Below are 22822 nucleotides of genomic sequence, written 5' to 3'. Positions count from 1 at the left end.
GCGCCGGCGCACGCCGCCGATAATGGCTCCTCCCCTTGCCGACAGCCCACCCGGTGCCCCATGCCCATTGCGCCCTTCCCCCATTCCGAGCAGATCGTTGACACGCTGGTCATTGGCGCCGGCCCCGGCGGCCTGACGGCCGCCATCTACCTGCGCCGCTTCTGCCGCAGCGTCGCCATCGTCGACAAGGGCAACAGCCGCCTCGGGCTGATCCCGGTCAGCCACAATTTCCCCGGCTTCCCGGACGGCGTTCCCGGCGCGCTGCTGCTGGAGCGGCTGCGCCGGCAACTGCTACGCTACGACACCGGCGTCACGCGGGGCGAGGTGACGCGGCTGGAGCGGCGCGGCGAGCTGTTCGTGGCAAGCCACGACGGCGCCGGCGGCGGCGGCGACATCCAGGCGCGCACGGTGGTGCTGGCCAGCGGCACCGCCGACGGCGGCTTGCCGGTCGAGGGTTGGCGCGAGGCCGTCGCCAGCGGCGCGGTGCGGCTGTGCCCGGTGTGCGACGGCTTCGACGTCATCGACAAACGCATCGCCGTGGTGTCGTCGGAGCACAACCGCACCGCCCACGCGCTGTTCATGCGCACCTATTCGAGCGACGTCGCGCTGTTCGAACGCGCCGAGGGCGCGCCGCCGCTGGACCAGGCCGAGCGCCAGCAAATGCGCGACGCCGGCATCCGCTACATCGCCTCGCCGTTGCTGGGCGTAACCCTGAGCGCCGCCAAGGCGCCGCTGCTGCACACCAAGGACGGCGAAAGCTACCGCGTCGACGTGCTCTACCCGATGCTGGGGGAAACCGCGCGCTCCGACCTGGCCACCGGGCTGGGCGCGGGCAGCGCCGATTGCGCCAAATTGCTCACCGACGCGCACCAGCGCACCGCGGTGCCGGGGCTGTACGCGGTCGGCGACGTGTGCCAGGGATTGAACCAGATCAGCGTGGCGGCGGGACAAGCGGCGGTGGCCGCCACCGCTATCCACAACAGCCTGCCGTTGCCCTGGCGCGCCAAGCGGACGTAGGCCCGCGCCGCGCTCAGTTACAATGCGGATTCCTTTTTCACCACCAAGGTGGCCGGCCGATAGCCTGGGCGGGTCTGCGCCAAGCGCCGGCGGCCACCCTATTGCACATGACATTATTCTCGATTCTCGCGCTGGCGTTGGCCGGCGTACACGCCGGCGCCGCCGCCACGGAAAGCATTGAAACAGGCTGGAGCACGTCGGCCGAGCTAGGCGCCATCAGCACCTCCGGTAACACGGTCGGCGCCTCGGTCACCGGCAAAATCGACGCCAAGCAGGAATTGGATAGCTGGAGCAACGACTACATCGTCAGCGGCTACTTCAAGGAGGACGAAACCACCCTCGACGACGGCGAAAGAGTCCGCGAACGTTCGGGCGAGCGCTTCTCGCTGTCGGCCAAGTCGGCCTACAAGCTGATGCAGGAAGGCGAAAAGCTGTTCGTACTGGCCTCGCACGTGGACGACAAGTTCGGCGCCTATAGCCGGTATACGACGGTGGGCGTCGGCCACGGCTCGCGCTGGTACGGTTCCAGCGGCAAAAGTATCGATGTCGAAGTCGGCCCGGGCTACTTCACCGGCGTGCGCACGGACGGCGAAACCGAACGCGGCTTCACGGTGCGCGGCGCCGCCGCGCTGAAATGGAAGATCAGCCCGTCGGCGGTGTTTTCGCAGACGCTCAGCGTCGAACGCGGCACCTCGAACGTCCATTCCAGCGCGGAGGCGGCGCTCAGCACCAAGATCAACGGCACCATGCAGATGAAGGCCGCCTTTATCGCGCGCAACGACACCGTTGTGCCCGACGACAAGAAAAACACCGACACCCAGACCTCGGTGACGCTGGTGTATTCGTTCTGAGGCTGGCAATGCCCGCGGCTTAGCCTTCCTTGCCGTCGATGCGCGGGCGCAGTAAATACGGACCGTAGGTCAGCGCGTACAAGCCAAACGCCAGCGTCCAGCACAGCGCCGCGGCGACCAGGGCCGTGTCGTACCACGCCGCCGGGCCGACGCCGGCGAGCAAGCGCGCCACCGCGCCAAGCTGGATCAGCCAGAACATCGCCGTCTCGGCCCGCCCCGCCTTGAGCGCCCGGCCGGTGTGGCCCAGCGTGGTGCGCGTCATCATGCCGATGATCAGGCCGGCCATCGAGCCGACCGTCAGCGCGTGGAAGGCGGCGCTGGCCGACACCAGGTTCAAGGCGGCGCCGCCGAGCAGCGCGAAGCCGATCGGAATCCAACCGTACGACAGGTGCATTATCCACAGCAGCGGTACGCCCAGCGTGCGCTGCGGTTGCCAGCCGGCCAGGCGCACCAGCGAGGCCGACGCCGCCGCCAGCGCCAGCGTGGCGCTCAGCGGCGCCGGGGCGCCGGCGACCCAGGCCAGCGAGGCGGCCACCAGCAGCACCATGGCGGCGACGTCGCGGCGCGGATTGGCGACGGCGTTGGTGCCGGGCGCGCCGTTGCGGGTAAACATGGGGATCACGCGCCCGCCGATGACCGCTTCGATGACAACGATCAGCAGGATCGCCGCCTGCACCGGCACCGTCGGCGCCAGTGCCAGCAGGCCAAGCGCGGCGGCGTGGTACAGGCAGTTGGCGATCGCCAGCAAGCCGAGCAAGACGGCGAGGAAGACGTTGCGCTTGTTGCCGGACTGCGCCAGCACGCGGTACAAGGGCCAGGCGCACAGCGGCAGGAAGGCGATGTCGACGACCGCAGCCGGCGCGCCGGGCGCGACCAGCAGCGCGACGCGCGCGGCTAGCCAGAGCGCCGCCAGCGCCGCCAAGTGGCCGCCGCGCGGCGTCCACACGCCGGTCCAGGCGCGCGCGGCCGTGAAAAGGAAACCGACGACCACGGCGACGGCCATGCCGAACACCATTTCGTGCATGTGCCACCCCAGGCCGACTCGCGGCCAGCCGCGCAGCCAGCCCAGGTATTGGGCGATCCAAAGCGGCACGGCCAGCGCCGCGAACAGCGCCGCCATCAGGTAGAACGGACGGAAACCCAGGCGCCAGACGGCGTGGCCGCCCTGCCACAGCGCGGCGCGCTTGCCGCCGCCGGGTTCGTCGATCGATAACAGGCTCATCACTCTCTCGCTTATATTCAAAGACATGGTGCTGATGCTACTTTTATTGGCGCGCCGGCACAACGGCATATGGAACTAGGTCGCGGGCGGCAGATGGTTGTCGGGTTACGCACTTTGGGCTAAGCCGACCTACGAATAACCCGCGCCGGCGCGGTCGCACGCCGGGGGGCGCAGCGCGGAATTCACCTGGATCAAGGATTTCGCAGATGCCGGCGCGCCGCGCTGGACTGGCGTTGCCGGCTCGCCTAAGCTGCTTGGGTTCGCCGCCGCGGCGCTCTTCGATATCGCCGCGGCGCGCCGAATGTCCACTTTTAACCGATTTCGCCACGAGGCTGTTATGCAAACGAAGATTTTGAAGATCCAGGGTATGAACAACCAAGGCTGCGCCGATATGGTCACGCGCACGCTGCGGGCATTGGCCGGCATCGGCTCGGTCAGCGTGTCGCTGGCCGGCCAGCGCGCCACCGTGCAAATCGATGAGACGCTGGCCACGCCGGCGCGCTTGGAGTCGGCGCTGAACGGGGCCGGGTATCGCCTGGAGACGGCCGAGGCAGGCGGTTGCTGTGGCGGGTGCTGCGGTTCTTGACTGTTCAAGCGGCGCTCGGGCTAGGCGCGGCGGCGGGCGCCCTGGGCTGCTCAAGCAAGGGCGCCGCGTCGCCCTATTTCGCTTGGCGGTGTTCGACCGCGTACACCGCCGCTTGCACGCGGCTGGTCAGTTTGAGTTTTTTCAGGACGTTTTGGACGTGGATTTTGACGGTGCTTTCGGCCAGGTCGAGCGTGCGGGCGATGCCCTTGTTGCTCTCGCCGCGCGCTAGGCAGCCGATGATGTCCTTTTCCCGCGGCGTCAGTTTGTCGAGTTCCGAGGCCGGCTCGCCGCGCTGGCTGCCGGCCTGCAGTTGCGCCACCAGTTTGCCCGTCATCGCCTCGGCCACCACGGTTTCGCCGGCGGCGGCGCGGCGGATCGCCCGCACCAGGTAGTCGGCGTCGATGTTTTTGATCAGGTAGCCGCTGGCGCCGGCGCGCAGCGCCGCCGCCAGGTCTTCGGCGTCCTCGGAGACGGTGAGGATCAGGATGGCCGCGTCGGGGCAGTCTTGCTGCATCAGTTGCAGCGTCTCGACGCCCGACATGCCGGGCATGTTCAAGTCCAGCAGCACGACGTCGGGTTGCAGTTGCTTGGCGCGCTTGATGCCGTCGACGCCGTCCGCCGCCTCGCCGACGACGGCGAACTCGGTGTGGCGCTGCAGCAGCGAGCGTATGCCGCTGCGAAACAGGGTATGGTCGTCCACCAGCAGCACGCTGATTGGTTTTTCGGGTGTATCCATGGTGGTTGCGTTTTCTCGTTTTCTATAAAGTGGTTCAGGCGGCGCGCCGCTGTTCGTGGCGCAACCGCAGTGCGACGGTGGTGCCGCGCCCCGGCGCCGAGTCAACCGCGAAACTGGCGTCGATGCGCTGGGCGCGCTCGCGCATGATGTTCAGGCCGACGTGGCTGTCGCCCTTTTGCAGCAGGGTGGCGGCGTCGAAGCCGATGCCGTTGTCGTGGATCGTCAGGGTGAAGTCCTGGCTGTCCTGCAGCCGCACTTCGACCCGGCTGGCCAACGCGTGCTTGCGGATGTTCGACAGCGCCTCCTGCACGATGAACAGCAGTTGCAGCTGCTGCTCGCGGGGAAACGGCGCGCCGTCGACGTCGGCCACCAGCTCGGCGGCGATGCCGGTCTGGCGGCTGAACTTGTCGATGGTGGTTCGCAGCGAGCCGATCAGGTCGTCTTCCATCAGCCGGGTGCGGAAGTTCAGCAGCAGTTCGCGCACGTCCTCGTAACTCTCCTGGACGCCGATGCGCAGCGCCGGCACGATGCCGGCGATCTCGTCGAGGCGCCGCTGTTTGACCGAGTCGTCCAGCATCTGCACTTGGAGGTTCAGGTAGTTCAGGCTCTGGGCGATGCTGTCGTGCAAGCCCTGGGCCACCAGGTTGCGCTCCTCCGAAATCGCCATTTCGCGCTCGCGCGCGGCCAGGCGCAGGTTTTCCAGCGCGATGCCGAGCACCCGGCCCAACGTCTCCAGCAGCGCCTGCTCGGCCTTGTCGAATTCCTTCGGCTCGCGAAAATGCAGGTTGAAAAAGCCCATGTGCTGTCCGTGCGCGTGGATGTGGAACACCGAGACGGTGGCGAAACCCTCGCGGTGGCACTGCAGCTTGTAGCCGCGGTCGATGCTGCGCATGTCGTGCACCATCGTGATTTTTTTCGTCACGGCCTCGCCGCACAGGCAGTCGCCGACCTTCAGGCAGTGCTCGGCCTCGACCAGTTCGGCCGACAGGCCGTGGTGCACCACCATGTGCAGGTTGCCGCGCGCGGCGTCGAGCACGCGCACGGAGCCGCCGTCGGCGCCGAAATACAGGCGGATGCGTTGCAGGAAGCCCTCGCCGAGCGCTTCCACCGGCAGCGGCAGTTGCAGGAAGGCGGCGATGTCGTACAGCAGCGCCAGTTCGCGGTTCTGCTCCTCCAGTTCGGCCGTCTTGGCGCGCACGCGCTCCTCCAGCTTGCCGTACACCGCCTGGACCCGGTCGGCCATCCGGTTGAAGCCGTCGGCCAGTTGGCCGAACTCGTCGTCGCTCTCGACCGCCAGGCGGACCCCGAAGTCCTTGTCCTTCATGCGCTGCATGCCTTCGCGCAGGCGCGTCACCGGTTCGATGATCAGCATGAACATCAGGTAGATCATGCTGACGGTGCCGCACAGCGCCATGCCCAGCAAGCCCAGTTGCGAGCCGCGCAGCCAGAAGGCGCGTTGCTCGCTGTCGCGTTCGATCAGGCGCACCAGGCCATCGACCTGGGCGACGAAGTCCTCGGCCTTGCGCTGCAAGGCCAGCAGGCGCGCCGGCTGGCGCGCGCCCGGCGCCAGCAGGCTGGCCGCGTCCGGGCGCAGGCTGCGCCACCAGGCCTGGTCGATGCGCTCGAATTCGTCGTGGATGTCCCTGCCGGGCGGCAGGAACAAGGGGCGCTGCGGGTCGCCCCGCTGCAGCCGGCGCAGTGTGTAGTCGATCAGTTGCACCTGGCGCGCGGCGGCCGGGCGCAGGCCGGCGTCGAGCGCTTCGGCGTCGAGCCGGGTCAGCAGCATGGACAGGCGGTAGCTTTGCATGCGCAGGCTGCCGGTTTCGTTGATGGCCGCCGAGCTGCCCTCCAGTTGCCACGACAGGAACAGCGTCGCGCCGATCGCCAGCAGCGCCAGGGTCAGGAAAAACAGCAGCGCGCCGACGATTTTGGTCGACAGTTTTTCCCACGACGAGCGGATGGCTTCACGCACCATATGCCCTGCGCTTGCCGTCCATTGCCTTGCCTTGCATCGTAGCCTCCGGTTTGACGTCAGTATAGGCGGGAATCGCCGTTGATGGGTTTGAAACCAGGGGCAAGGGCGGGCTTCGCGTTGCCGGCGTCTTTTTCCTTTATCCTCCGGTTTGCGCCATGAAGCGGAGGATTTTGTCGGGCTGCGCGCTGAAGTCGTGCCGCCGCGGTTTCAGTTCAATGGCGGCGCGGATCGCCGCCTCCAGTTCGGCGTCGCTGGCGCCGCCGCGCAGCAGCGGACGGAATTCGAATTTCTCCTCCTGGCCCAGGCACAGGTACAGCGTGCCGTCGACCGCCAGCCGGACCCGGTTGCAGCTGGCGCAGAAGTGCTGCGACATCGGTGTGATGAAGCCGATGCTGCCGCGCCCGTCCGGCGTGGCCAGGTAGCGCGCCGGTCCGCCGCCCAGTTCGGCCGCTTGCGCCACCAGGCCGAACTTGCGCTGCAGCCGCGCCTGGATCGGCCCGAGGTCGAGGTAGGCGGTGTCGCGCCCGGTCGCGCCCATCGGCATCGCTTCGATCAGGCGCAGGATGAACTGTTGTTCGATGCAAAATTCAACCATGTCGTCGATCTGCTCTTCGTTGACGCCGCGCATGGCCACCATGTTGATCTTGATCGGCGCGAAGCCGGCCGCCTTGCCGGCGCGCAGGCCGGCTAGGATGGGCGCCAGGCTGTCGCGCCCGGTGATGCTTTCCATGCAGCCGCGCTCGAGCGAGTCGAGGCTGACGTTGATGCGCCCGACGCCGGCGCGTTTCAGCGCCTCGGCGTGGCGCGCCAGTTGGGTGGCGTTGGTCGACAGCGACAGGTCGCGCAGGCCCGGCAGCGCCGACAGGCGCCCGGCCAGCAAGGGCAGGTCGCGCCGCAGCAGCGGCTCGCCGCCAGTCAGGCGCACCCGCGTCGTGCCCAGCCGCACGAAGGCGGCCAGCAGGCGTTCGATTTCGTCGAAGGTCAGCCAGTGTCGCGGTTCTTCGAAGCCGCGGAATCCTTTCGGGATGCAGTAGCTGCAACGCAGATCGCAGCGGTCGGTGACCGACAGCCGCAGGTAGTCGATGGTTCGACCAAATCGGTCGCGTAGCATCGCAGACTCCTTCTCTTTAGGTGGACGATTGTAGCGGCTGGGGCCGCGCTTGGCTGTGGGTATTTGGGGCTAGGCGGTGTAGTTATTTCGAACTAGGCCGTCGGCGGCGCTACGGGTGTTGATTCGACGGCTTTGTTTTCGACGGCTTTGTTTTTTCGACGGCTCTTTTTATTGCACTAGCGGGGTGTCGGCGCCTTCCAGTGCGACGCCTTCGACGTCGGCCCGGCCCACCAGTATCCGCAGGTATTGGTGCAGGCCGCGTTGCCACGCCGCGCGCTTGAGGCGGTCGGCGATTTGCGCGTGCACGGCGTCGAACGGCAGCGCCGCGCCGTCGACACGCCGCAGTACCTGGACGATGTGCAGGCCGAAGCGGCTTTCCAGCAGATGGTCGGCGAGCGCGCCCGGCGCCAGCCGGAACAGCAACTTGTCGAATTCCGGCACGGTTTGTCCCTGCGGCAGCTGGCCCAGGCTGCCGCCGACCGCGCCCGACGGGCAGTTCGAGTATTCGCGCGCCAGGTCGGCGAAGCGCTCGGGGTGGATCCGCAGTTCGGCCAGCACCGCCTGGCCGGTCGCCCGCAGCAGTTCCAGCGGCACCTCGGGCGTGACCTGGAACAGGATGTGGCGCGCCTCGACCATGGCGCCGCTGCTGAAGCGCCGCGGCTGGTTGCGGTAGAAGGTGGCGCAGGCGGCGGCGTCGGCCTCCGGCACCTTCACCTCTTGGGCGAACAGCGCTTCGATGCGGGCGTCGTCGTCGGCGCCGCCGATGGCCAGGCGGTCGGCCTCGTGCAGCAGCACGCTGCGCAGCACCAGTTCGTGCACGCTTTGCTTGAGCGGGTTGCCGGCGTCCTGGTGGTGCGGCAGTTCTTGTTCGATGGCGTGGTCGGTGATGTCGACGCCGTTGACGGATATGCCCATGGTCCCTCTCCTTTTAGCGCGGACGCACCAGTTGGTAGGCGCGGCCCAGGTAGGCCAGCGCGCCGAAGCCGCTCCACACGTGCACCAGGCGGGTGAACGGGAAGATGACGAACAGCGACATGCCCATGAACAGGTGCAGTTTGAAGATCAGCGGCGCCTCGCTGATGAAGGCGGCGGCGTCGCCGCGGAAGGTGGCGACGTGCTGCGCCCAGTTCATCAGTTGCAGCATCGTGTGGCCGTCCATGTGGCCGGCCGAGACGGCGATCGAGCTCAGGCCCAGCAGCAGCGTCAGCAAAATCCACAGCAGCACCACCTTGTCCTTGAAGGTGGTGACGGCGCGCAGGCGGTCGTTGCCGAAGCGGCGCACCAGCAGGATCAGCACGCCGGCCAGGCACAGCCCGCCCATGACGCCGCCGGCGGCCATCGCCACGCCCTGCTTGAAGCTGTGCGAGACGCCCAGCGCGTGCCACACCCAGACCGGCGTGAGCAGGCCGGCGGCGTGGCCGAACAGCAGGCCGATGATGCCGACGTGGAACAGGATGCTGCCGGCGCGCAGGCCGCCGCGGTGCAGCACCTGGCTCGATTCCGACTTCCACGAATACTGCTCGCGGTCGTAGCGGATCAGGCTGCCGAGCAGGAAGATCGCCAGCGCGATGTAGGGATAGATCCCGAATACGAATTGATGCAGATAGTCCATGATGCGCTCCTTGTGCTCTTGTTAAGCCGCCTTCTGGGCGGCGCGCCTTGCCGTCGGGTGGAAATTGATCGGCTGCACGCCGGCGCCGAGCTTCTTCAGCAGCGGTTCGACGCCGTCGGCGCTGGGGCCGAAGGTTTCCAGCGCCTCGTCCATGTCGCGCACCGGCGGCTCCGACAGCGCCTCGGCGGCGACCGGGCTAAGACGTTCGAGCACCTCGAACACCACCGCGTACGGGCTGCCGTTGGCGGCCAGCTTGCGCCCGATGTGGGCCAGCACGTGGATCGCGTCCGACAGCAGGCGGGTGGCCTCGGCCTGGTCCTGCTGCGACAGGAATTCGAGGAACAGCGGCACGAAGTCGGGCAAGTCGTCGCCGGTCATTTCCAGGCCGTGCTTCTGGTACTCCTCCATCAGGTCGACCATGGCCTGGCCGCGGTCGCGCGACTCGCCGTGGATGTGTTCGAACAGGTGCAGCGAGTGCGACGGCGTGCGGTCGAACGTCATCACGTATTCCTGCTGCAGGTCGATCAGGCCGGTGCCGGCCAGGTGCGCCAGCAGCGGGCGCAGCATGGCGTGCCATGGCGGCGTGTCGGCCAGCGCCAGCGCCAGTTCGGGCAGATTGGCGATCAGTTCGGCTTCCGGGTACAGCAGCAAGGCGGATAGAACCTGGTAGTGTTGCATGTCGGTCTCCTCGTCGATCAAGCGCTTTTGCGCGATTTCGGCATCGACATGAAGATCGCCGAACCGGATTTTTTCTTGCCGAACAGCGTAGGCTCGCTACTGCCGTCGGAGCAGCCGTTGCCGAAGGTGAAACCGCACGATCCCTTGTCGTTGAAGCTGTCCTCGGCCATTTCCTTGTGGCTGCTCGGGATGACGAAGCGGTCCTCGTAGTTGGCGATGGCCATGATGTGGTACATGTCCTCGACCTCGGCCTGGCTCAAGCCGACCTGCTTGAGCACCGTCAGGTTTTCGACCTTGTCGACGCTCTTGCCGCGCATGTAGGCGCGCATCGCCAGCATGCGGTCGAGCGCGGTGACGACCGGCGCCTCGTAGCCGGCCGTCAACAGGTTGGCCAGGTACTTGACCGGGATGCGCAGGCTGCGGGTGTCCGGCAGGATGCCGTTCAAGCCCATCTTGCCGGACTCGGCGGCGGCCTGGATCGGCGACAGCGGCGGCACGTACCAGACCATCGGCAAGGTGCGGTATTCCGGATGCAGCGGGAACGCCACCTTCCATTCGACCGCCATCTTGTACACCGGCGACTTGGCCGCGGCCGCCAGCCACAGGTCGGGAATGCCCTGGCGGCGGGCTTCCTCGATAATGGCCGGGTCGTGCGGGTTGAGGAACAGGCCCAGTTGCGCCTCGTACAGGTCGTGCTCGTGCGGCACCGACGCCGCCGCCTCGATCATGTCGGCGTCGTACAGCAGCACGCCCAGGTAGCGGATGCGCCCGACGCAGGTTTCCGAGCACACCGTCGGCTGGCCGGCCTCGATGCGCGGGTAGCAGAAGGTGCATTTTTCGGCCTTGCCGGACGACCAGTTATAGTAAATCTTCTTGTACGGGCAGCCGGAGATGCACATGCGCCAGCCGCGGCACTTGTCCTGGTCGATCAGCACGATGCCGTCGTCCTCGCGCTTGTACACCGAGCCGGACGGGCAGGACGCCACGCAGGTCGGGTTCAGGCAGTGTTCGCACAGGCGCGGCAGGTACATCATGAAGGTGTTTTCAAAGGTGCCGTACATCTCCTTTTGCATGTTGTCGAACAGCTTGTCCTTGCTGCGCGCGGCGAACTCGCCACCCAGGTCGTCCTCCCAGTTCGGCCCCCATTCGATCTTGTCCATCTTCTTGCCGGTCAACACCGAGATCGGCCGCGCCGTCGGCGGTGTTTCCGACAGCGGCGCGTTTTGCAGGCGCTCGTAGTCGAAGGTGAACGGCTCGTAGTACTCGTCGATGGCCGGCAGGTTCGGGTTCGAGAAGATGTTCGCCAGGATCTTCAGGCGGCTGCCCTGGCGCGGTTCGATCTTGCCGGAGGCGCCGCGCTTCCAGCCGCCGTTCCACTTGTCCTGGTTTTCCCATTCCTTCGGATAGCCGATGCCGGGCTTGGTCTCGACGTTGTTGAACCACGCGTACTCGACGCCGTCGCGGCTGGTCCAAACGTTTTTGCAGGTGACCGAACAAGTGTGGCAGCCAATGCACTTGTCCAGGTTCAGCACCATGCCGATTTGCGCTCTGATTTTCATACTGCCACTCCTTGCTCTTTCTCTTGCAGCGGGCCTTCCAGCCACTCGACGTTTTTCATCTTGCGCACCAATACGAACTCGTCGCGGTTGGAACCGACGGTGCCGTAATAGTTGAAACCGTACGACAGCTGGGCGTAGCCGCCGATCATGTGGGTCGGCTTGGTCACGGCCCGGGTGACCGAGTTGTGGATGCCGCCGCGCTTGCCCGACAGCTCCGCGCCGGGCACGTTGATAATCTTCTCCTGGGCGTGGTACATCATCGTCATGCCCTCGGGGACGCGCTGGCTGACCACCGCCCGCGCCGTCAGCGTGCCGTTGACGTTGAAGACCTCGATCCAGTCGTTGTCGACGATGCCGGCGGCCTTGGCGTCGACCTCCGACAGCCACACGTGCGGGCCGCCGCGCGACAGCGTCAGCATGCGCAGGTTGTCCGAGTAGGTCGAGTGGATACCCCACTTCTGGTGCGGCGTGATGAAGTTCAGCGCCAGCTCCTTGTTGCCGTTCGGTTTGGCGCCCAGCATCGCCGCCGTGGTCTTGGTGTTGATGGCCGGCTTGTAGACGCACAGGCCCTCGCCGAAATCGCGCATCCACAGGTGGTCCTGGTAAAACTGCTGGCGCCCGGTCAGCGTGCGCCACGGGATCATTTCATGCACGTTGGTGTAGCCGGCGCTGTAGCTGACCTCCTCGCTCTCCAGGCCCGACCAGGTCGGCGACGAGATGATCTTGCGCGGCTGCGCCTGGACGTCGCGGAAGCGGATGGTGTCGTGCTCGCGCGGCAGCGCCAGGTGGGTGTGGTCGCGCCCGGTCATCTTCGACAGCGCGGCCCAGGCCTTGACCGCCACGTGGCCGTTGGTTTCCGGCGCCAGCGACAGGATCATCTCGGCCGCGTCGATGGCCGTGTCCAGCCGCGGCTGGCCCTGCGAGACGCCCTCCTCCAGCACCGTGCGGTTGACGCCGCGCAGCACCTCGACCTCGTGTCCGGTCTTCCAGCCGATGCCCTTGCCGCCGTTGCCGATGTTTTCCAGCAGCGGCCCGATCGAGGTGAACTTCTTGTAGACGTCGCGGTAGTCGCGCTCGACCACGGTCATGCTCGGCATGGTCTTGCCGGGGATCGGTTCGCACTCGCCGGCGCGCCAGTCCTTCGGATCGAAGGGCTGGCCCAGTTCGCCCGGGGTGTCGTGCAGCAGCGGCGTCAGGACCAGATCCCGCTGCGTGCCGAGCAGCTCGCCGCCGATTTCGGCGAACTTCTCGGCGATGCCCTTGTAGATTTCCCAGTCCGACTTCGACTGCCACAGCGGTTGCACCGCCTCCGACAACGGATGGATGAAGGGGTGCATGTCGGAGGTGTTCAGGTCGTCCTTCTCGTACCAGGTCGCCGTCGGCAGCACCACGTCGCCGTACAGGCAGGTGGTCGACATGCGGAAGTCCAGCACCACCAGCAGGTCCAGCTTGCCTTCGACGGCCGGGCGCACTTTGACGTGGCTAGGTTTGATGCAATCGTTCTCGTCGCTCATCAGGGCGTTCTGCGTGCCCAGCAGGTACTTCAGGAAATACTCGTGGCCCTTGCCGGAGCTGCCCAGGATGTTCGAGCGCCAGACAAACATATTGCGCGGGAAATTGGCCGGGTTGTCCGGGTCGTCGCAGGAAAAATTCAGCTTGCCGGCCTTGATCTGCTCGACCGCGTAGGTTCGCGCGTCCTGGCCGGCGGCGGCGGCGGCGCGCGTCACCTCCAGCGGATTGGTTTCCAGCTGCGGCGCCGACGGCAACCAGCCCATGCGCTCGGACTTGGCGTTGTAGTCCAGCAGCGACATCTGCGCCACCGCGCCGTTGGCCGACGGCGAGGAAATCTCCGACGTGTGCAGCTTCTCGTGGCGCCACTGGCTGGTGTGGGCGTAGAAGAAGGAGGTGCCGTTCATCTGGCGCATCGGCCGGTTCCAGTCCTGCGCGAAGGCCAGCGGGGTCCAGCCGGTTTGCGGACGCAGCTTCTCCTGGCCGACGTAATGGGCCCAGCCGCCGCCGGACTGGCCGACGCAACCGCACATCATCAGCATGTTGATGATGCCGCGGTAGGTCATGTCCATGTGGTACCAGTGGTTCAGCGCCGCGCCGACGATGACCATGCTCTTGCCGTGGGTCTGGTCGGCGTTTTGGGCGAACTCGCGCGCCACGGTGACGACGTCGGCGGCCTTGACGCCGGTGTGCTTCTCCTGCCACGTTGGCGTGTAGGGCACGTCGTCGGCGTAGCTGGTGGCAACGTTGCCGCCGCCCAGGCCGCGGTCGATGCCGTAGTTGGCCAGCGTCAGGTCGAACACGGTGGTGACCAGCACGCTGCTGCCGTCGGCCAGCACGACCTTCTTGACCGGCACGTTACGCATCAACATGTCGGAGGCGTCCTTGCCGCCGAAATAGGCGAAGCCGACCGGCACTACCGCGTCGCTGCAAGCGATCAGCGACAGGCGCGGGTCGACTTCCTTGCGGCTGCTGCCGGCTTTTTGCTCCAGGTTCCATTTGCCGGACTCGCCCCAGCGGAAGCCGATCGAGCCGGACGGCGCGATGACGTCGCCGCTGGCGTCGTCGATCAGCAGCGTCTTCCATTCCGGGTTGTTGCTCTCGTCGAGGTTGTTGGCCAGGTGCGAGGCGCGCAGGAAGTATTCCGGCACCAGCGTGCCGTTGGCCTCCTTGAGCATCACCAGCATCGGGAAGTCGGTGTATTGCTTGGCGTAGCCGCGGAAATACGCGGACTGGCCCTCGGCGTGGAACTCCTTGAGGATCACGTGGCCCATCGCCATCGCCAGCGCGGCGTCGGTGCCCTGCTTCGGCGCCAGCCAAATGTCGCCGAATTTCACCATCTCGCCGTAGTCGGACGACACGGCGACGGTCTTGGTGCCCTTGTAGCGCACCTCGGTGTAGAAGTGGGCGTCGGGCGTGCGCGTCATCGGCACGTTCGACCCCCACACCATCAGATAGGTGGAGTTGTACCAGTCGGCCGATTCCGGCACGTCGGTCTGCTCGCCCCACACCTGCGGGCTGGCCGGCGGCAAATCGCAGTACCAGTCGTAAAAGCTCAGGGCGACGCCGCCGATCAGGCTCAGGTAGCGGGTGCCGGCGGCGTAACTGACCATCGACATGGCCGGAATCGGCGAGAAGCCGACCACGCGGTCGGGACCGTATTTCTTGATCGTCAGCGCGTTGGCGGCGGCGATGATCTCGTTGGCCTCGTCCCATTTGGCGCGCACGAAACCGCCCAGGCCGCGCACTTCCTTGTAGCGCTTGGCCCGTTCCGGGTTCTGGCTGATGTAGTCCCAGGCCGTCACCGGGTCCATGGTGCGGCGCGCTTCGCGCCACATTTCCATTAGGCGGCCGCGCACCATCGGGTACTTGACGCGCTGCGCCGAATACACGTACCAGGAATAGCTGGCGCCGCGCGGGCAGCCGCGCGGTTCGTGGTTGGGCAGGTCGGGACGGGTGCGCGGATAGTCGGTCTGCTGGGTTTCCCAGGTGATCAGGCCGTTCTTGACATACACCTTCCAGCTGCACGAACCGGTGCAGTTGACGCCATGCGTCGAGCGCACGATTTTGTCGTGCTGCCAGCGCTGGCGATAGGCGTTTTCCCAGGTGCGGTCCTCGTCGACGACGGCGCCGTGACCGTTGGAAAAGGTTTCCTTGGGCTTGTTGAAGAATTTCAGACGATCCAGAAAGTGACTCATGCTGCCTCCACACACGCACCGCAAACGATGCTGGGTAATTAAAACGTTGCAAGACGGACGCATTGCAACGTCGATGGGGCCAGTCTACGCAGCGGGGTCGGCAATGGGTATTGGCAAGAAGTCGGTTCCGCGGGCCGAGAATGACTAGGCGCCCTAGTCCCTTCTAGCTATGGGCCGGCGCGCCGCTTTGCGGTATACCTAGGGGGAGAGGCGCGGCGCGGCGTGCCACGCACCAATTCACGCAACTTTCGAAAGCTTTGATATGGAAATTAACAGTTACGACAGCCTGCTGGGCGCGGCCCGCGCGCAGGCGCAACCGCAGCGGCTGCTGTTCGCCTTCGCCCAGGCCGAGGCGGCTAGCGCCCAGGGGCGCAGCCTGACGCCGGTGATGTGCGTCGACAAATTACCGGACGAGGCTGGCAGCTTCGCCGCGCTGGTCGAGGAATCGCGCCATATGCAGGCGCACTGGGACGTGGTCTTCGTGGCCAGCCTGGGTGGCAAGGACGGCCAGCCGCCGGCTGCCAGCGAAGCCGAGGCGCCGCTGCGCAAAATGATCACGGCGATCCAGGAAGGGCAAATCAAGGGGTATCTGGCGTTCGACCGCGACGGCGAACTGCTGAATTTTTTCTAGTCGGGGAAAGCCGGCGGCCGCAAGGCGCCGTCCCCGCAAAAAGGACCGGTGTCGGTTCCAATTTTTAAACCTCTAGGGCATTCCTGCTCGTTCGAGGTGCGCATTCGTACTCGTTTTGTCTAATTTGAACTCATCATTAAAGCGCTTGTCCAACAAGAGAAACCAGACAAAACCAGACAAAACGCACAGGAGAAACGAGTATGCTTGCCCTACAGAGTCCCATTTTGACACCCTCTACTCTCCTCGAACTCGATGCCTATATGCACGATGAGCGCGGCCGCCTGTCGCCGTCCGAGATTGCCAACCTAGCCATCCGGGAATGGCTGGCCAGGCCGGAGAATACGCCGGCCGCCGCGCTTGGGCAGGGTAGCCGTGGTTATCAATGGAAAGAGATGTTTTTGCCGGAATCGACGGATGTGCGCATGCAGTATTTGGGCGAGTGTTTTCATGCGAAGGTGGTCGGCGACGCCCTCATCTTCAGCGGCAGCAGGGTCTCGCCGCGGCAGATGACGCTGGCGGTGGCGGGCGACGGCCGCAACGCGTGGCGCGACCTGTCGCTGCGCTTTCCCGGCAATCCGCGTTGGAAAACGGCGTGCGTGTGGCGCCGCGCGCTGCGGGCCAACGCGCACAGCGCGCCGACGTCGCCAATCGACGCGATGGCGGGCGCCGCGGCCAGCATGTCGGCCGCGCTGAAGGCGGCCTTGCTTCTGGTCGAGCACGCCAACGCCCGCAGCGTCGTGCAAGCGGAGCGGCGCCTGGACCGGCACCGGCGCAAGGAAGGTCTGATGATCGACGATTGCCGGCGCGACTAAGGACCGCAGGCGCTACCTTAGTCTTGCTTGTTGCAGCAACTGGCGTCCGGCGCGTTGATCACCGCTTCAAGCCGATGTCCGTCGGGGTCGAAGACAAAGGCCGCGTAATAGTCGTCACCGTAGTCGGGCCGCAATCCGGGCGCGCCGTTGCAGCGACCGCCATGGAGTAAGGCGGCCTGGTGGAATTGCCCGACCTGTTCGCGCGAGCCGGCCGTCAACGCCAGGTGGAAACCCTCGCCGGGGATCACCAGCGCCGCCGCCGGCGTCAGTTTCAGCGCGAGTTTGTCGCCGCCGCCCTCGTAGCCGTAACCGAGTGCCTCGTCGTCGCCCCATACCCGGACATAACCCAACGGCGCCAGCGCGGCGTCATAGAACGCCGCCGCCCGGTCGAGATCCAAAACGCCTAATGAAAGGTGGTGAAGCATATGAATAATCCTTGTGAACGCGTTAAAAGTGATGTGCTGCTATTTTTACGCCGCACCGTGCCGCCGGCCGGGCATGCCGTAGCTCAAGCCGTAGACGATGACGTCGTGCATCAGCGACAAGCTGGCGCTGCCGTCCACCACCACCTGGGACGGCGCCACGCCGAGCAGTTCGCCGCACGGCGCGCGCGACTCCGACTGGATGGGCGCCAAATGCATGGCGGCTTGGCTCCGGGAATAGATATTACCTAATACTAAACTGTTTCGCGGAAGCCGGCTGGCGTGGCGTGGCGCATGGCCGTGGCGGCGAAGCGGCGGCCCCAGGCGGCCACGACAGGAGTCCAGGGCAATATTCATTGCGCCGATGCTATAATTATTCAGGGATGCAGCAAACACCGATCTTGTCAACCCGCCAACGCAGACCAATCACCAACGGGACCCATATTGTTGCCGTCAACTATAGCCCTGCGCGCCAGCCGCCTTTGCCGCCGCGGCGCGGCGCCGCTGGTCCGCGGCCTGCTCGCGCTGGCGCTGGCCTTTGGCGCGGCGGGCGCGGCCACGGCCGGCCCGGACTGCCCGCGCCCGTTCACCTTGGCGCTGCACGAGCACGGCCTGCTGTATTCGGCCGCCACCGACAGCGGCATCGACAAGGATTTCGCCGACGAGCTGATCCGCCGCAGCGGTTGCAAGGTCGTCGTCAGCCTGATGTCGCGCGCGCGCATTTGGCAGTTGATCGAGACCGGCGCGCTGGACTTCAGCCTGTCCGGCATCGCCAACGAGGAACGGCGCCGTTACGCCGGCTTCGCCTGGTACTTCAGCAATAAATACTATCTGCTGGCGCGCAGGGACGCCAATGTCCAGCGGTTCGCCGACGTCGAGGACAACCCGCGCTTCCAGCTCGGCGTGATCCGCAGCTTCCGCTACAGCGACTCGGCCAACGGCCTGGTCGACCGCCTGCAGGCCGCCAGCCGCGTCAGCCAGGCCGGCGGCCTCGACCCGCTGTACCAGGCGCTGCGCGCCAACCGCATCCAGGGCATGATCATGAAGCCGTTCGACTACCCGGCGGTCGGCGAGAAGGCCATCCGCGACATCAGCGCCGTGATCGAGTTCAACGACCCGGCCGTGCAGCACGGCCTGATCATGTCGCGCAAGGCGCTGCCGGCCGCCGAGCAGGACAAGTGGCGCGCGTTGGTCAACCAGATGCGCGCGGACGGCACCGTGCGGCGCATCTTTGAAAAGTACTTCGACGCCAGGCTGGCCGCTTCGATGGTCGAGTTCCAGGCGCGCCCGTGACGCCGTCCGGCCCGTCCGCCTTGCCCGGGCCGGCGCGCCCGCGGCGCTTGCCGCGCCTGCCGCTGGCGCCGCTGTTGCTGCCGGCGCTGGTGCTGGCGGCCGGCCTGGGCCTGACCTGGACGCTGTGGAAGCACGAACGCCAGACCGCGCGCAACGAGTTGCGCGCCCAGTTCGACTTCGCCCTGCGCGAATCGGTCAGCAGAGTCGAGCAGCGCATGGCCGGCTATGAAAAAATGCTGCTGGGCGTGCGCGGCTTGTTCGGCGCCAGCGGCGCGCTCGATCGCGACAATTTCCACCAGTACGTCGGCGCGCTCGGGCTCGACGCCAACTTCGCCGGCGTGATGTCGATCGGCGCGCACGCCTGGCTGACGGACGGGCGCGCCGCCGCCGCCGCCGCGCTGCCGGCGACGCCGCGCTTCGGCCCGGCCGGCGGCGCCGCCACGCCCCCGGGCGGCGCCGCGCAGTCGGCGCCGATCGTGCTGCGCGAACCCGGCGCCGACGCCGGCGTCGAGCGCGTCCTGCTCGACTTCGACGCCTGGGCCGAGCCGGTGCGGCGCGAGGCGATGGCGCGCGCGCGCGATTCCGGCAAGGCGGCCCTGTCGGGCAAGCTGCGCCTGGCGGTCGACGCCGCCGGCGTCGCCCCGGCCGGCTTCGCCATGTACCTGCCGATCTACGCGCCCGGCCAGCCGGTGGCCAACGTCGCCGAGCGCCGCGCCAGCCTGGTCGGCTGGGTCTACGCCGCCTTCCGCATGCGCGACATGATGGCCACGCTGTACGGCGAGCAGCCGCCCGGCCTGGCGCTGGCGGTCTACGACGGCATCGGCCAGGCCGACGGTTCGCGCATGTATCCGCCCGGCGAGCTGGCGGTGGCGCCGCCGTCGGCGACGCTGGCGGCCAACGAATACCTGGTCGTCGGCGGCCACACCTGGATGCTGTCGCTGAGCGCGCTCGACGACTTCCACGCCCGTTTCGACCGCAGCGCCGCGGCCCTGATCGCCGGCGCCGGCGCCGGCCTGAGCCTGTTGCTGGCGCTGCTGGCGTGGCTGGTGGCGACCGGGCGCAGCCGCGCGCTGCGGTTGGCCGCGGCGATGACGGTCGAGCTGCGCGCCAGCGAGGAGAAATTCCGCGCCATCGCCGACTGCACCGTCAACTGGGAGGTCTGGTGGGGGCTGGACGGCCGCCCGCGCTGGATCAACCCCTCGGTGCGCGACTACACCGGTTACACCGTCGACGAATGCATGGCCATGGACGACTTCGTCGGCACGCTGGTCTACCCCGACGACGCCGAGCGCGTCGCGCCGGAATTCCTCAAGGGCCGCCGCGGCGAGCGCGGCCACGACCTCGAGTTCCGCTGCGTGCGCAAGGACGGCTCGCTGTTCTGGCTGTCGGTGTCGTGGGTGCCGATCAGCGACGCTAAAGGCGCGCTGACGGGCTTTCGCACCAGCGGGCGCGACATCACCGAGCGCAAGCTGGCCGAGTCCGAGCTGCGCATCGCCGCCGCCGCCTTCGACTCGCGCGAGGGCATGATGATCACCGACGCCAACAGCGTGATCCTGCGCGTCAACTGGGCCTTCACCGAGACCACCGGCTACAGCGACGCCGAGGTCGTCGGGCGCACCCCGCGCCTGCTGCAGTCGGACCGCCACGACGCCGCCTTTTACCGCGACATGTGGGCGGCGATCGGGCGCAACGGCGGCTGGCAGGGCGAGATCTGGGGCCGCCGCAAGAACGGCGAGACCTACCCGAAATGGCTAACCATCTCGGCCGTGCGCGGCGCCGACGGCGCCGTCACCAACTATATCAGCACGCACCACGACATCACCGAGCGCAAGAAGGCCGAAAAGAAGATCGAGGAACTGGCCTTTTTCGACGCCCTGACGCAACTGCCCAACCGCACCCTGCTGCTCGACCGCTTGAAGCAGTCGATGACCGCGGGCAGCCGCAACGCGCACCACGGCGCGGTGCTGTTCATCGACCTGGACCACTTCAAGACGCTCAACGACACGCTCGGCCACGACCAGGGCGACTTGCTGCTGCAACAGGTGGCGCGCCGGCTCGAAGGCTGCCTGCGCGGCGGCGACACGGTGGCGCGCCTGGGCGGCGACGAATTCGTCGTGGTGCTGGAAAGCCTGGGCCCCAACGCCGCCGAGGCCGCCGGCCAGACCGAGGCGCTGGGCGAGAAGATCCTGGCCGCCCTGAACAAGCCCTACCAGCTCGGCGCGGTCGAGCACCGCAGCACCGCCAGCGTCGGCGCCACGCTGTTCCACGGCCACGACACCAGCATCGACGAGCTGCTGAAACAGGCCGACCTGGCGATGTACCAATCCAAGGAAACCGGGCGCAACGCGCTGCGCTTCTTCGACCCGGGCATGCAAACGGTGGTGATGGAGCGCGCCGCGCTCGAGGCCGGCCTGCGCGAGGCGATCCGCGCCAACCAGTTCGTGCTGCACTACCAGGCCCAGGTGGTCGGCGACGGCCGCGTCACCGGCGCCGAGGCGCTGGTGCGCTGGCAGCACCCGCAGCGCGGCATGGTGGCGCCGGCCGCCTTCATCGGGCTGGCCGAGGACACCGGCCTGATCCTGCCGCTCGGGCTGTGGGTGCTGCGCAGCGCCTGCGCCCAGCTGGCGGCGTGGGCGGCGCAGCCGTTGATGGCGCACCTGACGCTGGCCGTCAACGTCAGCGCCAGGCAATTTCGCGAACCAGACTTCGTCGCCACGGTGCTGGCGGCGCTGGCCGAAAGCGGCGCCAACCCGATCCGCCTGAAGCTCGAACTGACCGAGTCGCTGCTGGTCGACAACGTCCAGGACGTCATCGAGAAGATGCACGCGCTCAAGGCCAAGGGCGTCGGCTTCGCGCTCGACGACTTCGGCACCGGCTACTCCTCGTTCTCCTACCTGCGCCGGCTACCGCTGGACCAGTTGAAGATCGACCAATCCTTCGTGCGCGACGTGCTGGTCGACCCGAACGACGCGGCCATCGCCCGCACCATCGTCGCGCTGGCGCAAAGCCTGGGGCTGGGGGTCATCGCCGAGGGCGTCGAAACGCAGACCCAGCGCGACTTCCTGGCCGGCTCCGGCTGCCACGCCTACCAGGGTTACTACTTCAGCCGGCCGCTGCCGCTGGCGGCCTTCGAACACTACGCGACGACGGCGAAAGCGGCGGCCTAGGCATACTGCCGCACAGTGAAGCTTCCGGAGGTCGCGGATTAGCGGCGCGGTCGCGCGTCGCGGCGCAGGCGCGCCAGCACGCGCCCCGGCGCCAGCGCGGCCAACTCGAAGGCCGGCGCCTCCAGCGCGTCGAGCGTGTTCTTGAACAGCAACCCCAGTTCGGTGTCGCCCTCCAGCGCCAGGCGGCGGCTGAAGAACAGCGTGTCCGGGTCTTCCTGGCGCCGCGCCAGCAACAGCAGGTCGTGCACCGCCGCGCCGATGGTCAAGTCGGTCTCGGCCCGCGGCCGGCAGGCGCGAAAGGCGCCGCCGCGCCAGACGAAGTCGAAGGCCAGGCCGGCGTCGTCCAGGCGCAGGCGCAGCCGCTTGCCTTCCAGGCGCTGGCGCACGTCGGCCGGCAGTTGCCGCGCCAGCGCCAGGTTGAGCGCCTGGACGAACAGCCAGGAGCCGGGATAGGCCGGCAGCAGCGCCAGCAGCTTGGCCGCCGGCTCGGGTAGGGTGTAGGGTTTTTCTTGCATTGGTTGCTCCTTGGCGGGTGCCGCGGTGTTAGTGCTGGTCGTGGCGGCGCAGCTCCAGGCCGGGCTTGCCGTACCAGTAGCCGTCGCAGGCGGCCGACGGCTGCCACGCGGCGATCTGCGCGCCGGCCGCGGCGCCCGCGGTCGCGCCGCGGCGGACCCGGTCGAAGGCGTCGATGACGCGCCCGGTGTCGCTGGCCTGCGGGCTGATGCGGGCGACGTCGACGCCCATGCGGCCCATCGCGTCCAGTTCCGCCACCAGGTTATACACCAGCGCCGACTGCGTTTGGGTGCCGTTCAAGACCAGGAACGGCGCGTGTTCGCGCGTCTGCAGCAGCAAGCCGTCCGGGTGCTCCAGGCAGCTGAAGCGGCAATCGTCCTTCGCCAGGTTGCGGTTGCGCGCGGTGAAGCAGCGCGCCGAAAACGCCAGCGGCATGCGCCCGTAGGCGAACACCTCGGTCTGCATGCCGGCCGGGCGCGCGGCCAGCATCTGCGCCAGGCCCTCGCGGCCCATTTCCAGCGGCATCACCCAGCGCTTCGCGCCCAACCCGGCCAGCAGCGCCAGCGTCGGGTCGTTGTACAGGTTCAGGTGCGGCCCGGCGACGAAGGGCGCGCCGCCCTTCAGGCGCTGCACCGCGCCCATGTCGTTCGCCTCGACGGCGAAGCGGCCGTTCTCGGCGATCTTGCGCATCGCCGTCAGTTCGCTGCCGGACTCGATCAGCGCCTGCGTCGACAGCACCACCTCCTTGCCGGCGCCGGCCAGCAACTCGGCCACGTCGAGCCAGTCGGCCTGGCGCAGCTCGCGCCGGCGCGAACACACCGTCTCGCCGAGGTAGACGATATCGACCGCGCTGTCGGCGACCATGTGGTAAAACTCGAACACGGCGGCGCGTGGCCAGTAGTACAGGATCGGTCCCAATGCCAGTTTCAA

At 67.3% G+C, this 22822-nt stretch carries 20 protein-coding genes; 7 read left to right on the top strand and 13 right to left on the bottom strand.

The window, feature by feature from the left end; translation table 11 throughout:
* The first annotated feature begins 60 nt into the window (after positions 1-60).
* The gene (locus JANGC3_RS0104640; RefSeq protein WP_017875317.1) at positions 61-1017 is read left to right on the top strand and encodes an NAD(P)/FAD-dependent oxidoreductase; all 957 of its coding nucleotides are present in this window, start codon (positions 61-63) and stop codon (positions 1015-1017) included.
* 107 nt (positions 1018-1124) lie between these two features.
* Positions 1125-1868, top strand: coding sequence for a DUF481 domain-containing protein (locus tag JANGC3_RS0104635; RefSeq protein ID WP_017875316.1), 744 nt, complete (start codon positions 1125-1127; stop codon positions 1866-1868).
* Between the two features lie 19 nt (positions 1869-1887).
* On the opposite strand, the gene JANGC3_RS0104630 is transcribed toward JANGC3_RS0104635, so the two are convergent.
* On the bottom strand, positions 1888-3090 hold the full coding sequence (locus JANGC3_RS0104630) for an NnrS family protein (protein WP_017875315.1): 1203 nt from the start codon (positions 3088-3090) through the stop codon (positions 1888-1890).
* Positions 3091-3427: 337 nt separating this feature from the next.
* On the opposite strand from JANGC3_RS0104630, the gene JANGC3_RS28375 reads away from it, so the two are divergent.
* Positions 3428-3676: a heavy-metal-associated domain-containing protein gene (locus JANGC3_RS28375; RefSeq protein ID WP_017875314.1), complete on the top strand. Its 249-nt coding sequence runs from the start codon at positions 3428-3430 to the stop codon at positions 3674-3676.
* 73 nt (positions 3677-3749) lie between these two features.
* Here JANGC3_RS28375 and JANGC3_RS0104620 read toward each other — a convergent pair whose 3' ends face one another.
* The 8 genes from JANGC3_RS0104620 to JANGC3_RS0104585 form a co-directional block, all read right to left on the bottom strand.
* The gene (locus tag JANGC3_RS0104620) at positions 3750-4412 is read right to left on the bottom strand and encodes a response regulator (RefSeq protein WP_017875313.1); all 663 of its coding nucleotides are present in this window, start codon (positions 4410-4412) and stop codon (positions 3750-3752) included.
* 34 nt (positions 4413-4446) lie between these two features.
* Positions 4447-6387 carry a type IV pili methyl-accepting chemotaxis transducer N-terminal domain-containing protein gene (locus tag JANGC3_RS0104615; protein ID WP_017875312.1) on the bottom strand — a complete coding sequence of 647 codons (1941 nt, stop codon included), beginning with the start codon at positions 6385-6387 and terminating at the stop codon, positions 4447-4449.
* A 136-nt stretch (positions 6388-6523) separates the two neighbouring features.
* Positions 6524-7498 (bottom strand): GTP 3',8-cyclase MoaA, encoded by a 975-nt coding sequence (moaA, locus tag JANGC3_RS0104610; RefSeq protein ID WP_017875311.1) that lies wholly within the window; start codon positions 7496-7498, stop codon positions 6524-6526.
* Positions 7499-7666: 168 nt separating this feature from the next.
* Entirely contained in the window at positions 7667-8413 is a 747-nt protein-coding gene (locus tag JANGC3_RS0104605; RefSeq protein ID WP_017875310.1) for a peptidylprolyl isomerase, read from the bottom strand.
* A 13-nt stretch (positions 8414-8426) separates the two neighbouring features.
* Positions 8427-9110: a respiratory nitrate reductase subunit gamma gene (gene narI / locus JANGC3_RS0104600; RefSeq protein ID WP_017875309.1), complete on the bottom strand. Its 684-nt coding sequence runs from the start codon at positions 9108-9110 to the stop codon at positions 8427-8429.
* 21 nt (positions 9111-9131) lie between these two features.
* Positions 9132-9788, bottom strand: coding sequence for a nitrate reductase molybdenum cofactor assembly chaperone (gene narJ / locus JANGC3_RS0104595; protein ID WP_026132550.1), 657 nt, complete (start codon positions 9786-9788; stop codon positions 9132-9134).
* A gap of 17 nt (positions 9789-9805) precedes the next feature.
* Entirely contained in the window at positions 9806-11347 is a 1542-nt protein-coding gene (gene narH / locus JANGC3_RS0104590) for a nitrate reductase subunit beta (protein WP_026132549.1), read from the bottom strand.
* Positions 11344-15054: a nitrate reductase subunit alpha gene (locus JANGC3_RS0104585; RefSeq protein WP_017875306.1), complete on the bottom strand. Its 3711-nt coding sequence runs from the start codon at positions 15052-15054 to the stop codon at positions 11344-11346. The genes narH and JANGC3_RS0104585 overlap by 4 nt, the downstream gene beginning before the upstream one ends.
* Positions 15055-15316: 262 nt before the next feature.
* On the opposite strand from JANGC3_RS0104585, the gene JANGC3_RS0104580 reads away from it, so the two are divergent.
* Both JANGC3_RS0104580 and JANGC3_RS0104575 read left to right on the top strand, forming a co-directional pair.
* Entirely contained in the window at positions 15317-15685 is a 369-nt protein-coding gene (locus JANGC3_RS0104580; protein WP_017875305.1) for a hypothetical protein, read from the top strand.
* Positions 15686-15885: 200 nt separating this feature from the next.
* Positions 15886-16497, top strand: a complete 612-nt coding sequence (locus JANGC3_RS0104575) for a hypothetical protein (RefSeq protein WP_026132548.1) — start codon at positions 15886-15888, stop codon at positions 16495-16497.
* A gap of 17 nt (positions 16498-16514) precedes the next feature.
* Here JANGC3_RS0104575 and JANGC3_RS0104570 read toward each other — a convergent pair whose 3' ends face one another.
* Both JANGC3_RS0104570 and JANGC3_RS32325 read right to left on the bottom strand, forming a co-directional pair.
* Positions 16515-16922: a VOC family protein gene (locus tag JANGC3_RS0104570; RefSeq protein ID WP_026132547.1), complete on the bottom strand. Its 408-nt coding sequence runs from the start codon at positions 16920-16922 to the stop codon at positions 16515-16517.
* A gap of 45 nt (positions 16923-16967) precedes the next feature.
* Entirely contained in the window at positions 16968-17138 is a 171-nt protein-coding gene (locus JANGC3_RS32325) for a hypothetical protein (protein WP_017875302.1), read from the bottom strand.
* 285 nt (positions 17139-17423) lie between these two features.
* Here JANGC3_RS32325 and JANGC3_RS0104560 point away from each other — a divergent pair, with 285 nt between their 5' ends.
* Positions 17424-18212, top strand: coding sequence for a substrate-binding periplasmic protein (locus JANGC3_RS0104560; protein WP_035788194.1), 789 nt, complete (start codon positions 17424-17426; stop codon positions 18210-18212).
* Positions 18209-21379, top strand: coding sequence for an EAL domain-containing protein (locus JANGC3_RS0104555; RefSeq protein ID WP_017875300.1), 3171 nt, complete (start codon positions 18209-18211; stop codon positions 21377-21379). Before JANGC3_RS0104560 ends, JANGC3_RS0104555 begins: the two co-directional genes overlap by 4 nt.
* Before the next feature lie 38 nt (positions 21380-21417).
* Here JANGC3_RS0104555 and ubiT read toward each other — a convergent pair whose 3' ends face one another.
* Positions 21418-21894, bottom strand: coding sequence for a ubiquinone anaerobic biosynthesis accessory factor UbiT (gene ubiT, locus JANGC3_RS0104550; RefSeq protein ID WP_017875299.1), 477 nt, complete (start codon positions 21892-21894; stop codon positions 21418-21420).
* Positions 21895-21922: 28 nt separating this feature from the next.
* Positions 21923-22822: a U32 family peptidase gene (locus JANGC3_RS0104545; RefSeq protein ID WP_026132545.1), complete on the bottom strand. Its 900-nt coding sequence runs from the start codon at positions 22820-22822 to the stop codon at positions 21923-21925.

It is taken from the genome of Janthinobacterium sp. CG3, from assembly GCF_000344615.1.
Lineage (GTDB): Bacteria > Pseudomonadota > Gammaproteobacteria > Burkholderiales > Burkholderiaceae_D > Janthinobacterium.
This window is presented reverse-complemented; position numbering and strand designations above follow the sequence as displayed.

Bases quoted from the DNA above. Each gene is read 5' to 3' on its own strand.
- JANGC3_RS0104640 (WP_017875317.1), top strand. From the start codon at position 61: ATGCCCATTGCGCCCTTCCCCCATTCCGAGCAGATCGTTGACACGCTG.
- JANGC3_RS0104635 (WP_017875316.1), top strand. From the start codon at position 1,125: ATGACATTATTCTCGATTCTCGCGCTGGCGTTGGCCGGCGTACACGCC.
- JANGC3_RS0104630 (WP_017875315.1), bottom strand. From the start codon at position 3,090: ATGAGCCTGTTATCGATCGACGAACCCGGCGGCGGCAAGCGCGCCGCG.
- JANGC3_RS28375 (WP_017875314.1), top strand. From the start codon at position 3,428: ATGCAAACGAAGATTTTGAAGATCCAGGGTATGAACAACCAAGGCTGC.
- JANGC3_RS0104620 (WP_017875313.1), bottom strand. From the start codon at position 4,412: ATGGATACACCCGAAAAACCAATCAGCGTGCTGCTGGTGGACGACCAT.
- JANGC3_RS0104615 (WP_017875312.1), bottom strand. From the start codon at position 6,387: ATGGTGCGTGAAGCCATCCGCTCGTCGTGGGAAAAACTGTCGACCAAA.
- moaA (WP_017875311.1), bottom strand. From the start codon at position 7,498: ATGCTACGCGACCGATTTGGTCGAACCATCGACTACCTGCGGCTGTCG.
- JANGC3_RS0104605 (WP_017875310.1), bottom strand. From the start codon at position 8,413: ATGGGCATATCCGTCAACGGCGTCGACATCACCGACCACGCCATCGAA.
- narI (WP_017875309.1), bottom strand. From the start codon at position 9,110: ATGGACTATCTGCATCAATTCGTATTCGGGATCTATCCCTACATCGCG.
- narJ (WP_026132550.1), bottom strand. From the start codon at position 9,788: ATGCAACACTACCAGGTTCTATCCGCCTTGCTGCTGTACCCGGAAGCC.
- narH (WP_026132549.1), bottom strand. From the start codon at position 11,347: ATGAAAATCAGAGCGCAAATCGGCATGGTGCTGAACCTGGACAAGTGC.
- JANGC3_RS0104585 (WP_017875306.1), bottom strand. From the start codon at position 15,054: ATGAGTCACTTTCTGGATCGTCTGAAATTCTTCAACAAGCCCAAGGAA.
- JANGC3_RS0104580 (WP_017875305.1), top strand. From the start codon at position 15,317: ATGGAAATTAACAGTTACGACAGCCTGCTGGGCGCGGCCCGCGCGCAG.
- JANGC3_RS0104575 (WP_026132548.1), top strand. From the start codon at position 15,886: ATGCTTGCCCTACAGAGTCCCATTTTGACACCCTCTACTCTCCTCGAA.
- JANGC3_RS0104570 (WP_026132547.1), bottom strand. From the start codon at position 16,922: ATGCTTCACCACCTTTCATTAGGCGTTTTGGATCTCGACCGGGCGGCG.
- JANGC3_RS32325 (WP_017875302.1), bottom strand. From the start codon at position 17,138: ATGCATTTGGCGCCCATCCAGTCGGAGTCGCGCGCGCCGTGCGGCGAA.
- ubiT (WP_017875299.1), bottom strand. From the start codon at position 21,894: ATGCAAGAAAAACCCTACACCCTACCCGAGCCGGCGGCCAAGCTGCTG.